The organism is Paenibacillus mellifer, assembly GCF_023195895.1.
Taxonomy (GTDB): domain Bacteria; phylum Bacillota; class Bacilli; order Paenibacillales; family Paenibacillaceae; genus Fontibacillus; species Fontibacillus mellifer.
On record NZ_JALPRK010000004.1, the window covers coordinates 161,366 to 174,047 of the forward strand.

Here is a 12,682-nt window from a genome sequence, read left to right on the forward strand (position 1 = left end):
GATCGTTACATTCTGACGTTTTCCTCTTTGGCCATGGAGCGAATGTAAAATGCCCCAAGCACCGAACAAAGCAGGAAAGTAAAAAAAGCCATCGCCGCCGCTTGCTCACGTTCCTGGAAAACACTGAACACCTGCTGCATCGAGGCCCCCAGCATTTGCGGGGAGTTTGCGCCCAGCAAGAACGGGGCCGTAAACGAACCGATCACCCCCATGAATACAAAGGTCAGGGCAACCAAGAACGTTTTATAAGACAGCGGGAAAATAAACCTCGCAAACAATCTATACCTCCCTGCCCCAACGTCTTTGGCGCTTTCGATGACCGACGAGGGAATCCCGGCCAACGCGGAGCTGAGCAACATCGTCGTAAACGGAATGTTGAACCAGAGATTCGCGATAATGATCCCTTTCTCATCGAAAATGATACGCGGCAGCGTGACTCCGATATGCTCTAGCAGGCGTGCCAGCCACCCGTGGTTGCCGAGAAGATTGATTAATCCGTAGGTGGCAATGACCCCCGGTATGAACAAAGGGATCATATAGGTTTTCCGAATCAACTCGACGATCGGTCCTTGATTGAAGCGCATGTATACCGCCAAGCTATAGCTGATCAGCAGCACCAACGCACAGGTGATTACGGTGATACGAAGCGTAAACAAGATGTTCGCCCGCATCCCCTTATCGGTAAACAGAACGTGGTATCGGCTCAGGTCATATCCGCCCGTCTCGTTGGTGAGGCTTAACATCAGGGATTGAAGGATCGGAATAATGACGACGACCAATAAAATCGCGAAGGAGGGGAGGACCATCGCCAGCCCCGCCAACGCTTGTTTCCACTCTTTACTCATTGCGCAGCAACGTCGCTCTGCCAGCGTTTGTTGATTTCTGTACCCAAATCCCCGATGTTAAAGGTACGGAAGCCTTCGGCAACGCCCTTAAATTTATCCTGGGTTTCCTGCGGCATATTGGCCAATTCGATGCCCGGGAACCCATTCATTTTCTCAACGATAACCGCTTGAGCTTCCGGCGATAGAACGAAGTCCAGGAACTGATAAATCGCCTCTTGCTTATCCGATTCCCCGTTCACCATCAGATAAGTTGGCCCCCCGTTAAAGCCAGGTGTAATTTGCTGCATTTTGACCGTATCGGGAAGCAGCCCTTCATTAAGTTGTTGCAATACCATATCCGACCATGCCGGAATAAGTGAAACCTCGCCGTTCATCAACAGATCCAGCGTGCCCTGGTTTTTCTTGGGGTAAATGCCGTCTCCGTAAACATATTGGCCAAGCTCCTTCAGCGTTTGGAACCCCGGACCCCATTTATCCATTACCGATGGATCGGAATTGTGAATATCCTCTTCGGGAAGATCCTTGTAGATCACCGTCTGCACGAACGAACTCCCCGAACCGCCGGTGGACGGGTCATTATAAGCGAATTGCCCCGGATTTGCTTTGATCCAAGCCAGCAGCTCGTCTAATGTTTTTGGCGGATTCGTCACTTTCGTACTGTCATAAGCTAAGACAACGGCGGAAGAGCGATAAGGTATCGCGTAATTGTCCACGTCCTTCATTGTGTCAGAATTGACATTGGCCAGGTTAGGGATCGCATTGGTATCTAATTGCTTCCATACCCCATCTTTGGTGCCCTGGGCAACGACGCCGATTCCGTCCTCGTACAAATCGATGTCGCCCGAACCTTTGCCGGCTTGCTTCGCAGCCAGAATGCGGTCGTAGGTTGGCTCTGCGCCGGTTCCGGACGGAATGTAAACCAGGTTCACATCTACCTGATCGTTTTTCTCCTCAAACATCGGAACGAGCGTGTCCCACAGATCTTTGACGTTCTGCGAACCCGTAAAATAGAAGTTAAACTTGACCGGCGTGCTGGCTGCTGCAGGTGCCGCCGTTGATTCACCTTGGGTTGACGTATTCGACGCCGCTCCGTTTCCGCCGCCACCGCCGCATGCGGAGAGTACCGTCATCGATAATAACACCGTAGATAATAGGGTTAACCATGGTTTTTTGGATCGCATTTTCGTTTATCCTCCCTTAGTTGGGTTCGCCTGTCGGAAACCCGATCAATTTAACGATCTGTACGCTAACTTCTTTCCCGATGAAGAGATGCTGAGTGGCTTCCTTCGACTGAAACGTCCGCAGAATCCCCCATCCGGCCAATTCAACGGTGACCTCAGCGTAATGACCGAGGACCATCACCTGCTTGATCTTCCCTTCCAACCTCTCGCCATTCTCGATAACATCACTTAAGACTACGTCCTCCGGCCGGATTGCCGCGGTGATTTTACCGCTGAGCCGCTTCTCGTTCGGAAAATGAAGCGCGCCGATCCGGATGCACCCTTCATCCGCCACCCCCTCCAAAAAGTTCATTTTGCCGATGAATCCGGCAACATATAAAGACTCGGGCGCATCATAAATCTGTTGTGGACCGGCAATCTGTTCAATACGCCCGTGATTCATAACAACGATCCGGTCAGAGAGCGACAAGGCCTCCTCCTGATCATGCGTAACGAATACCATCGTAAGTCCGGTTTGCATCTGGATTTCGCGAAGCTCCTCGCGCATCTCATGACGCAGCTTCGCGTCCAGCGCTGAGAAAGGCTCGTCCAACAACAGCACGGACGGCTTGAGCAGCAAAGACCGAGCCAAAGCAACGCGTTGCTGTTGACCGCCCGACAATTCGGCCGGATACTTCTTCTCATAACCCGAGAGTCGGACCAGCTTAAGCGCATCGGCGACCGCTGCACGAATTTCCGCTTTGGGAACTTTGCGGATCTTAAGGCCAAAAGCTAAATTATCGTACACGGACATATGCGACCATAAATTGTAGCTCTGAAAGACCATCGAGGTCGGCCGTTTTTCGGGCGGCAGCCCGATGACACTTTGACCTTCAATCCGAATGTCGCCCGAATCCGGCTCGAGAAAACCGCCAATGCTCCGCAACACCGTCGTTTTACCGCAACCCGAAGGACCTAACAACGTCACCAACTCGCCTTGTTCCACCGTTAAGTTGATATCGCTGACCCCGTCTCCTGTCTTGTAGCGTTTTGTCAAACCGCGTACCGCTAATATCATGTTAGATACTGCCCCTTTCTCGTGTGGTCGGCTTATTTCGTTTGGAACCCGCTTGCCAGCACATCGGCGCTAACCAACCGCTGCGCGGCGAGAAGCAAGAGGATCGTAGGTAAGGTCAAAATGATGGAGAAGACCGCACCGGCGCTGCTAGGAAAGTCCGAAATAATGGAATACATGACGATCGGCATTGTCTTGAAATCGGGAATGCCGACAAGAAACGTCCCTTGCGCTTCATCCAACGAGTTCAGAAACGTAAAGACCGAAGCAACCATAATCCCAGGCATCGCCATCGGTAACGTGATGCTGCGGAACACCCGGAACGGACTAGCTCCGACATCCCGTGCCGATTCCTCCTGGGCTCGATGCACGTTGCGGAAGGATGCCGTCGGAATCCAGGTCATGAACATCAGCACGTTGATCATGTGAATCAATACGACCCCCAGCAAGGTGTTCATTAATCCAATCCGGTAGAACAATACCGCAATCGAGACATACAACCCCATCTTTGGGAACGCATGCGTCAGCAGGAACGAGAACAGGAACATTCGCTTTAGCGGAAACTGGATTCTTGCAAATGCGTAAGCTGCGGGAATACAGATCACAATGGATAAGGCCGTCACGATTGCCGCGATGAAGAACGACAACGAGATCGAGGAGACGATATCATCCTTAGCCAGGACGAAGTTCCACCACTTGAATCCCCAGGCTTCCGGCAGCACGTCCGGGTAGTTCCATTTCTCACAAAACGCGAGCACAAGCAAATTCAAGAGCGGCCCGGCAAAAAATATCGCAAACACCGTCAGCAACACAAACTCGATGATTCTCTTTACCCCGACCTTTTTCCAATACCAGAGCATTTCAATCACTCCCTTCTTTCTGTAGACTGGCGTATGACGACATTGCTGTTGTATTCCACCAGCTTCGGCAAATCCATTTCACCTCGAATCAGCTTATCGAGCAACTCCACAGCGTCTCTGCCGATCCCAGATGCATCGACGCTGACCGTGGACAGTGACGGCGAATACATACTCCCGAGCTCGATGTCGTCGTAGCCCATCACCGCCGTCTCTTGTGGAATACGAACCCCGCGGTCCAGCAGCAGCTTCATGGCCCCCAGCGCCAGCATATCGTTGGTTGTAAATAAAGCGGTATAACCTTGATTCCGAAACGTCGCGTAGTGCTCTTCCATCAGCTTCATCCCGTATGCAAAACTGGACTCCGGAGAAGGGACGATTTGCACGGCCCCGGATTGCGGGGAGATGCCGAGTTGCTCCAGCCGCCGGGTGAACCCCGCTAAGCGAAGGGAATGGCTGCGGTGCTCGACTGGACCAGCAATGACGAAAAATTTACGATGCCCCAATCCGTGCAAATAATCGGCAGCCCGGGCACCTCCGGTCTCATCGTTGCTGACCAAATGAATGACATCGGGATCATCGGTCGAACCGTTGACCATCAGGTATGGCAGATTGAATTTCTTGACGTAATCGATCACATTCTTCTGCAGACGGCTGACCAGAATCAATCCGTCTACCCGCTGTTCCAGCAAATAATCCGTAGAACGCAAGCTCATCTCCCGATCCGTCTTCAGGAAAACGGAATATCCGCGAGCTTCGGAGGCAACTAGAATTTCGTCAATGATCTTGCCATACAGCGGATGCGAGACGATCGGCGGATTCTCGCGGAATACGATCACCCCTAGGTTATTTGTTCGTTTCGTGACCATAGCCCGGGCTACGGCGTTCGGCTTGTAGCGGAGTGCCTCCGCTGCTTGCAGAACGCGTTCCTTCACCTCAGGACTGGCATATCCGTTGCCGGAGATGACCCGGGACGCCGTGGATTTCGACACCCCGGCCAGCTGGGCTAACTCCCGAAGGCCATGGTTTGGCTTATTCGTCAACGTACGTTCTCTCCTTCTCCGTTTATCGCTTCCGCTTTCACCGCTAGAAGCGCAGCAACGTCACGTGTCGTGATCGAATCCACACCCATATCGGCCATTCGCTGCATATCTGCCGGTTCCGAAACAGTCCATACATATATGGCTAGCCCTGCTCGTTTCGCTGCATCCATGAACTCTGGTCGAATGAGTTGGTACGGGACGTTCAAACCGAAACATCCAGCCGCGCGGCCTTCTTCACAGGCTCTGGCAACGGCTTCGGCATAAGAGCTAGTCAGGAAGCTGTCGACGTTCACGTTCAACAGCTTGCGGATATGTGGGGCGCTGCGATCGGCTTCCAGCGCAACTTGGTACTCGCAACCGCTAAAGAAGGCTTGATCGGTCATCTCCATTCTGGTGAGCAACGCAGTTGTAGGTTCCAGACAAGCCGCAGATTTAATGTCTAGGTTCATCGTGATACCGGCTTCCTTGATCCGCCATAGAACCGACTCTAAGGGAAGCCGCGCTTCAACCGTTAGTTCATCCAACTCCGCTACGGTCATGTCTGATAATCTCCCGGAGAGCCCGCCCGCCAAAGATACTTCATCGTCGTGAGCTAGTACAAGTCCCCCATCGCGGGTCACCCGGATGTCATCTTCATAAACGTCCGCCCCTAGCGTCAACGCGGCGCGCAAGGAGGCCAGGGAATGATCCGGATGGCCCATGCATCCGGTATGGGCTGTTACGAATGGAAATTGCTTCATACTGTAAAGGACCTCCTTAATCAAAATAAACCGGATTGGTAAAAGCGATTAAAGCGTGAACCCCATGCACGATGCCCCAAAGCTCGGCTCGCAGCCATTTTCTGGGCTCAGGTGTAAGCGGCAATCCGGATAGACGGATCGGATCCTTCGGATTGCTTCGGCTCCACATGACCTCCCTCTCTAATTCCTGGCCCCGATCGGAGCAGAGAATTAGCTTGAAGGCTTGATCGGGCAAGATCCATAATCCGGATCTCACCGTAAAGTCGAGGGTTACGCTGGCTTTCAACGCACCCAGATCCTTCGCATGTAACTGTGACGAGACCACAGAGCCCAGCTCGAAATTGTGGCCGTTGGCACTGATCGCAAGGGTTAGCAGCGGCCCGATTGTAACGGTGGCCTGCCCTTTCCGCAGCGAATCAATGAGATGTTCCTCTGTCGTCTCCTCGCCTTCCGGGATACCGAGATACGTGATCGACAGCGGTTCATCCGTTGTCTTCTGCGCGTGCCAATCTCGTCCCGAAGTAGCGGATATCCGCAAACCTTCGTTCAGCTTGTCGGTCCAGAGAGCATAAGCTCGCCGGTTGTTAGTGTGGATGGAAGCGAACGTGCCGGACCAGACCTCGATATAATCAACGACGGACCAATCCTTCACCTCATATTCCCAATAACATCCCGTACAAGCCGGACTCCCGATCCGAAACGGATGGGCCAAGCCAGCAATACCGCCAAGGCGATGCACCGCCTGAATCCCTTCCACGATTCGGCTTCGATCGGCTCTTCGCCAATCGGCATACTCGCTTAACCCTAATGTGACCATATGCCCGTAAAACGTCGTCCACTCCATACCAGGGAGAATGAAGAGCCCGTATTTATTAGAGATGGATTCCTTCCCGGCGAGTCCAGACATCGTATTATGGTCCGTCAGGGCGATCGCATCAAAGCCAAGTTCGGCAGCGCCTGCCGCCAATTCTTCCAGCGTTTGGACGCCGTCGCTATGCAGTGTATGCGTATGCAGCTCGCAAGCTAACCATCTCACCTCACCCTCAGCTCCTTTCCACCCCAATTTGTAACCGATATTCACACGAGTCCATCACGATACAGTGAATGCTCAATGTGACTTGCCAGTCTCCGGCAGGCAGCCGGCCAGGCATCAACCCTGGTGAGGCCTGCTCCGCCGACAGCTGGAGTTCTAACGACGCGTCATGGCGATGACATGCCCCTCGGTAACCGTTCGGATCGTCCAGCGAGAGCGTAATAAGGTTATTCAGAGGGAAGTAACTGTCTACTTGGTTTAACGCCCGTTCTCTTTGTTCCGGCAGTAGGTAGGTCTCGAAGCTTTGCGTAAGCAGCATGAGCGACCGGTCACGGTCCTCCAACACTTTCGGTGCATACTCAAACCGCACTTGCAGCAGACTGCAGTCCTGATCTATTTGAAACGGAATGCGGATATGCGTCTTCGAATCCTCCGGCGTGACGCGTCCCTTCACATCTAGAACCGGTAAATGCAAATTGGCTCACCGTCCTCTTATTTAGTAACTGCATTAGGATATCTTCCCGACTGGGAACGGTCCCACATGTCTCTTATGGTATATTCCAAACATCAAGCCGGTATCATCCGCATGTTAATCTTCTGTAAAGCAGAGAAAGCCGCTTCTTATTCCATACAAAAAAAGTCGATCAGGATTTCTCTCTCCTGATCGACCTTGATCTTAGCGCCCCTGCATCAATTTTTTGAAAGCAGGATACTGATGAATCGCAACTCCGCCAAATCCTTCGTGCCGGGCATAATAGGCGTTGATCGCTTTGATCTGCTTGTTCATGTAGACCGAACCTTTGTTATAATACGTAATCTCGTTCGGAATTGTAGACCCGTTTGGCGCACTGGTTTCCGCACCGACGTACACCTTCTTCCCCAATTTGGCAGCGTAATCCGCTTCCGCCAGCGATGCGCGAATTTGCCGCTCGGCCGTATCACGATAGGCCATCAAGGATGCGGTATCCACGATATCCAACACGAAGTAACTGAGCGGCTTTCGTTGTCCACCGGTTTCAACAATCACGGGTTTCTCCCCCGACGCATACCAACAGGGAATCGCTGCGTTAAATTCCAATGGATCGCCGCTTGCTTTGATTTCATGTGCAATTTTCTTTAACACCTGGATGTATTGATAGTTGACCGAACCTCGCTTCGTTTTGTATTCCGCCAAAGTGTGAGGTTCGATATCATATTGAATCCCGTCAAAGACGCTAGCCGGATGGGTTTCATTAAACGACAGCACCTGCTCTAGCTCCGCTAACGCCTCACGATGGCGTCCCTCCAAGGCCCATTCCGCTCTTCCAACCAGCGCAAAGACACGGATTCCTTCTTCATGCGCTCTGAGGATCAACTCTTCGTAAGTAGCGGGTTGATCGGGCAAAGTCTTGCTCGTTCCGATAAACAACAGATTGATGTCCTGTTCCTTCAAGAACTTCAATAACACCGTAATTTTGTTCGAGTTCGAAGCTGCTTCATAAAAATCCCATGCCCAAATCGCCTTGGTTTTCTGCTCCTCCGCGTGGACGGGAGAGGAAACTCCGCTTGCCAACGTCAGACAGATCGCCAGTAACAGCAGCACCGCCTTGTTCTTCACTCGGTTCATCTCGTTCCTCTACACTCCATTCCTTCTCGTATTTCTCCCACTCTGGTTAAGGGAGTTTACATCCCTCTCACAGGATTATTCGATTCAGAATGAGATTAACACAAAAAGGAAGGCCAACGAATGATCAATTTGACCCAAAGTGGAGGGAGTCAGGGCCTGATTATTGGGCTATTCAGCCATTCATTTGGCCGACAGCCCTTCATTGAATCGGTCCAAGGAACGCTGCTGGATTTGGAGCGCCCGGTCAATCCCCAGGGTATGAATTTGCTCCACATAACCTTCAAACGCATCGAGCGGTTCGATTCCATAGATGATCTTAAGCGACATCTCATCCACGATTCGGTTCACGTCCTGCATAATCAAAGAGAATTCCGTGCTCTCCTCCTCGGTTTTAGGCAGGGATGGCAAAGTATGGAGCGCGGCATCCGTATCGGACCAGATCCGGGTCGCCTCCTGCTGTTCCCGCAGCGTATAATACTGCTCCATATAACGCACATCCTGCACGAATGGACCGAAATAACTGGCTCGGGTGTACATCGCCAGGGCTTGTGACGGAGCCCATTGGTTCGGATTTTTCAAGATGAGCTCCGTATAGGTGGGATACCCGTCCTTCATTTCGTAGCTGACTCCCTCCACCCCGAAGTTGAACAACAGATGACCTTCCTGACTATAGCCGTAATCCAGCATCCGAGCCGCTTCCTCCACATGCGGGTTGCTTGTCGAGATCGCAACGCCGCCGCTAGCGCCAACGGCGGGGGCGAACTGGCCGAATTTCGGACGATCGCCTTTGTTCAGTACCGGATACGGCGCCGGCGCCAGCTCTACAGAGGGGTCCTTCGCTTGCATCAGAGGCAGCCAGGTCCCGATCCCCGCCCCGGCATTCCAAATACTTGCGCCGCTGCGTCCGAGAATCATGCTGGTGTCCTGGGTTTCCGAATCAACGGCTGCGAGATTGGGATCGATCAGCCCTTCCTGGAACCAGTCGCGGAACAAGGCTAGAAACGTCTTATACTCCGGCTCGACCGCCCCGAATTTCACCTTCCCCTGCTCCTGATAGAAGTCCTTCTTGATTCCAAAAGCGCCAACAAATCCGCCACCTTCTATGCCGAACAGTGGATTTGGTACGCCAAGAAAGGTCAGCGGTGCTTGGGCCCCCTTATGATCCTTGAACGCTTTCAACACGTCATGCCATTCCGCAATCGTCTCCGGCACCGCAAGTCCAAGCTCATCCAGCCAATCCTTACGAATAATGGGCCCCTGGTAAGTGCGGAGCCGTCTATCGCCTTGAATGAATGGGAAAGCGTAATAACTTCCGTTGGCCGTGCGAACCTGCAGATCGATGTCGGGATGCTCGCTGAGGTATTTTTTCAGATGAGGAGCGTATTGATCCATGACCTCGTTCAGTCTCAGGATATATCCATCGTTGATCGCTTTCTCAGGACCGCCCGGATAATGGATCCATTCATATTCGATCAAATCCGGCAGCTCGCCGGAAGCCAGCAACACGCTGAGCGCTTCCTTCCCTTGATTGCCAGGGGGCTGGATGAAATCCAAATTGACCCCGGTTCTCTGCTGCCATTCTTGGAAGAAGGGCACTTCCTCGAATTTGGATTTAATGCTGGCCGCATTTCCGTTCAGTTCTGCCCAGTAGGTAAACGAGAGCTGTGGTTTGTCGCGAGCTTTGTCCTCGCTTGGCCACAACATCCGCGAATTTCCTTCGGAGGCGGTTGAGTTCACACGAGGTAACCTTTCGTAAGATTCGTAGGCCCCTAGCAGAACGATTAGCATCGTCAACATCAGCGTCACTGCTAACCCCCGGTTTCGCTTACCCGTCCGATTCATCCCGTAGCCTCCTTCCCATTCATTCCGCTGATCTCTTTATATCTGCCGGGCGTGATCCCTTCATATTTCTTGAACACCCGAATAAATGTGGCCGCATCATTATAACCCACGACCTTGGAGAGCTCGCTGATCGAATCGGTTTGAGACCGCATAAGCTCCTTCGCCTTCTCGATCCGGCATCGATGGATGCTGTCCAGCAACCCTTCGCCCGTCTGATTCTTATAAAGCTTAGACAGATAACTCCCCTTCATGCCAAAATGGTCCCCAATCGCATTCACATTCAAATTCACGTCGCTGTAACGAGCCGCAATATAAGTGGTCACTTGCTCAGTCAGGCTACGGAGCGAATCCTCTCGCTCCCTTGAGAGATGGCTAACGCGTTTAGCGGCGGCAAACGCACAGACCTCTTCCAACAAGCGATGCAATGCGCTTTGCATTTCTTGAACAGTATCGCTGGCCAGCACATCGTCGATCCAGAGCGGATAACCGGCCAGACGGTAATCATCATCGTGACCGCCTAATTCATGAATGACTTTGATCATGGTGCTCACCAGATTAAACATGAGGCATTTCGCAACGTTGAGCGACATCACCGGCTGTTCCAAATTACGTTTCATAATCTCGTTCATGTAGCCGCCGGCCTGCTCAGCATCGCCGGCTTTGATGAAATTGATAAGCTGCTGCTCGGCTTGCAGCGGATAATCGTACCCGTACGGACCTTCCGCTGACTCTTGACGGATATCTCCATAGGCAATGATGCCTTTTTTGCCCAAAACCATCTTGTACTCCATCGCGTCCACCGCTTCTTGAAACGCTTCGTGAATGCCGATCCAGGATGGATGACGACCGCTGATCGAGATGGTCAACTCCATCTCATACCGTTCCAGAAACCTCTGTGCTTCCGTCGCGATCTCGCTTAATTCCTGACTCCATCGGGAGGAATCCGCCCTCAGATTCACCAGGCACACCATCATCTCATCCGCCTCTGCAACGTATCCGGCATGCCCGCGACTTACGACGAGCTCCTCCACTACGTTGGAAATGATGAGCTGAATCAGTTTACTCCGTTCGTTCAGGCCCACACCGGGCAGCTTGTCATAGAGACGATCCTCATTCTCGATAACAAACAAAATGACGGCAAAATCCCGGGAATGCAGCGGCATTTGAAACGATCGAAACGACTCTTCGTAAGGAACCAGGGGATCGGTTTTGCCTTTGAGCAGCCGGTAAATCAGGTTGGACCGAAGCACCTGCTGGTGCTTCTGGAGCTGCTGGGCGATCTCGTTCTTCTCCGTCCGCGCACGTTGGATCATGTTTTGGATGAACCGCAGCTCGTTAGGCTCGCCTGGTAAGGTTGGGGTAGATTTATCTGTCAGTGATTCCACCAGTTGCTGAATTGGCGAGTAATTACGCCGCATGAAGAACCATGTCAGCACGCCGGCACCAACCAGGCTAACCAAGATGCTGACATACGTGAAATTACGAACGTTGACAGCCTTCTCCCAATACAATCCGCTTGGGATAATCAAAGCATATTTAAGATCAGATATCGCGGAATCCATGTAAAACAACTCGGAATCCCCCGTCCGTGCTTGCTCCAGCCTAACACGGTTCCCATCCATAAATGGGAGCAACACGTCGGCATTATTCCGGTTGGTCATCAGCACTTCGTTATTCTGATTCAGAATCAGCAGCAGACCATCACTGAAACCCGAGATCCCCTCGATCGCTTGCTGGAATCGGCTTGTGTCCGTCATAACCACGACGGCCCCCGTCTCTTGACCATTTAGATTCGGCGGCAACTGCGTAACATAAGCGATGGAGGATTCCGCCGGCCCCGCATTCAGATGAGGAAGCACCACAAATCGGTTTGTATCCGCTTCCATAACAATGCGTTGCCAGGCCTCCATGCTCATCGCACCCGTCTGGTGGATCGTATGAAAAGCGGTTGGCAAATCCCGGATATTTCCCGCCCGAAGGACCGCATCGCCTTTCTTCCAAACCACATAAAACTCATCAATCGTTGCATACGACGTCTTGAACAAGCGAAACTCTTTGACCAGCTGATAAGCGGTATAAGGAGCTTCGGCCTTCGATTGGCTGGAGTACATGAGCGTCTGAAGGTTCGGGCTCCAGGTCATCTCCATATTCAGCCGTTTCATCAGATCGATCTGCGTATCGATCGTATAGCGCATTTGCTTCAGCAGCGAATCGTTCGCGCGGTGAATTTCGCTCTTAAGGGCCGCATTGGCTTGAGCATAAATGACGAGACTGATCAGAATTGGCACGAACAACACTGCACTATACGAAACGAGCCAGGTTACAATCACACTTTCCCGCTTCCGCCACAAGGATTGAATGTTCAGCATCCGTTTCTCCCCCGTATCTTTCCGGTTTGTCGGTGCATCGGATCAAGTCCTAATTATAACGTGATTCCCCGGCATAAGCCTATAGATAAAAAGTTCAATTCGATTGACAATT

At 52.2% G+C, this 12,682-nt stretch carries 11 protein-coding genes; all 11 read right to left on the reverse strand.

Translation table 11 applies throughout. The features are described from left to right. Nucleotides 1–5: 5 nt before the first annotated feature. Nucleotides 6–845 (reverse strand): ABC transporter permease, encoded by an 840-nt coding sequence (locus M0651_RS06750; RefSeq protein ID WP_248551075.1) that lies wholly within the window; start codon nucleotides 843–845, stop codon nucleotides 6–8. Beyond that, the gene (locus tag M0651_RS06755; protein ID WP_248551076.1) at nucleotides 842–2,026 is read right to left on the reverse strand and encodes an extracellular solute-binding protein; all 1,185 of its coding nucleotides are present in this window, start codon (nucleotides 2,024–2,026) and stop codon (nucleotides 842–844) included. The genes M0651_RS06750 and M0651_RS06755 overlap by 4 nt, the downstream gene beginning before the upstream one ends. Nucleotides 2,027–2,042: 16 nt before the next feature. Then, nucleotides 2,043–3,083 (reverse strand): ABC transporter ATP-binding protein, encoded by a 1,041-nt coding sequence (locus M0651_RS06760; RefSeq protein ID WP_248551077.1) that lies wholly within the window; start codon nucleotides 3,081–3,083, stop codon nucleotides 2,043–2,045. Nucleotides 3,084–3,115: 32 nt separating this feature from the next. Continuing rightward, nucleotides 3,116–3,940: an ABC transporter permease gene (locus tag M0651_RS06765; RefSeq protein ID WP_248551078.1), complete on the reverse strand. Its 825-nt coding sequence runs from the start codon at nucleotides 3,938–3,940 to the stop codon at nucleotides 3,116–3,118. Nucleotides 3,941–3,945: 5 nt separating this feature from the next. Beyond that, nucleotides 3,946–4,980 (reverse strand): LacI family DNA-binding transcriptional regulator, encoded by a 1,035-nt coding sequence (locus M0651_RS06770; RefSeq protein WP_248551079.1) that lies wholly within the window; start codon nucleotides 4,978–4,980, stop codon nucleotides 3,946–3,948. Beyond that, nucleotides 4,977–5,720 (reverse strand): glycerophosphodiester phosphodiesterase, encoded by a 744-nt coding sequence (locus M0651_RS06775; protein WP_248551080.1) that lies wholly within the window; start codon nucleotides 5,718–5,720, stop codon nucleotides 4,977–4,979. The genes M0651_RS06770 and M0651_RS06775 overlap by 4 nt, the downstream gene beginning before the upstream one ends. 16 nt (nucleotides 5,721–5,736) lie before the next feature. Beyond that, nucleotides 5,737–6,756: a CehA/McbA family metallohydrolase gene (locus tag M0651_RS06780; protein ID WP_248551081.1), complete on the reverse strand. Its 1,020-nt coding sequence runs from the start codon at nucleotides 6,754–6,756 to the stop codon at nucleotides 5,737–5,739. Between the two features lie 7 nt (nucleotides 6,757–6,763). After that, nucleotides 6,764–7,228 (reverse strand): hypothetical protein, encoded by a 465-nt coding sequence (locus tag M0651_RS06785; RefSeq protein ID WP_248551082.1) that lies wholly within the window; start codon nucleotides 7,226–7,228, stop codon nucleotides 6,764–6,766. 201 nt (nucleotides 7,229–7,429) lie between these two features. Further along, nucleotides 7,430–8,359, reverse strand: coding sequence for a hypothetical protein (locus M0651_RS06790; RefSeq protein ID WP_248551083.1), 930 nt, complete (start codon nucleotides 8,357–8,359; stop codon nucleotides 7,430–7,432). 180 nt (nucleotides 8,360–8,539) lie between these two features. After that, entirely contained in the window at nucleotides 8,540–10,201 is a 1,662-nt protein-coding gene (locus M0651_RS06795) for an extracellular solute-binding protein (RefSeq protein ID WP_248551084.1), read from the reverse strand. Continuing rightward, the gene (locus tag M0651_RS06800) at nucleotides 10,198–12,570 is read right to left on the reverse strand and encodes a helix-turn-helix domain-containing protein (protein WP_248551085.1); all 2,373 of its coding nucleotides are present in this window, start codon (nucleotides 12,568–12,570) and stop codon (nucleotides 10,198–10,200) included. Before M0651_RS06800 ends, M0651_RS06795 begins: the two co-directional genes overlap by 4 nt. Nucleotides 12,571–12,682: the final 112 nt, after the last annotated feature.

Bases quoted from the DNA above. Each gene is read 5' to 3' on its own strand.
- M0651_RS06750 (WP_248551075.1), bottom strand. From the start codon at position 845: ATGAGTAAAGAGTGGAAACAAGCGTTGGCGGGGCTGGCGATGGTCCTC.
- M0651_RS06755 (WP_248551076.1), bottom strand. From the start codon at position 2,026: ATGCGATCCAAAAAACCATGGTTAACCCTATTATCTACGGTGTTATTA.
- M0651_RS06760 (WP_248551077.1), bottom strand. From the start codon at position 3,083: ATGATATTAGCGGTACGCGGTTTGACAAAACGCTACAAGACAGGAGAC.
- M0651_RS06765 (WP_248551078.1), bottom strand. From the start codon at position 3,940: ATGCTCTGGTATTGGAAAAAGGTCGGGGTAAAGAGAATCATCGAGTTT.
- M0651_RS06775 (WP_248551080.1), bottom strand. From the start codon at position 5,720: ATGAAGCAATTTCCATTCGTAACAGCCCATACCGGATGCATGGGCCAT.
- M0651_RS06790 (WP_248551083.1), bottom strand. From the start codon at position 8,359: ATGAACCGAGTGAAGAACAAGGCGGTGCTGCTGTTACTGGCGATCTGT.
- M0651_RS06795 (WP_248551084.1), bottom strand. From the start codon at position 10,201: ATGAATCGGACGGGTAAGCGAAACCGGGGGTTAGCAGTGACGCTGATG.
- M0651_RS06800 (WP_248551085.1), bottom strand. From the start codon at position 12,570: ATGCTGAACATTCAATCCTTGTGGCGGAAGCGGGAAAGTGTGATTGTA.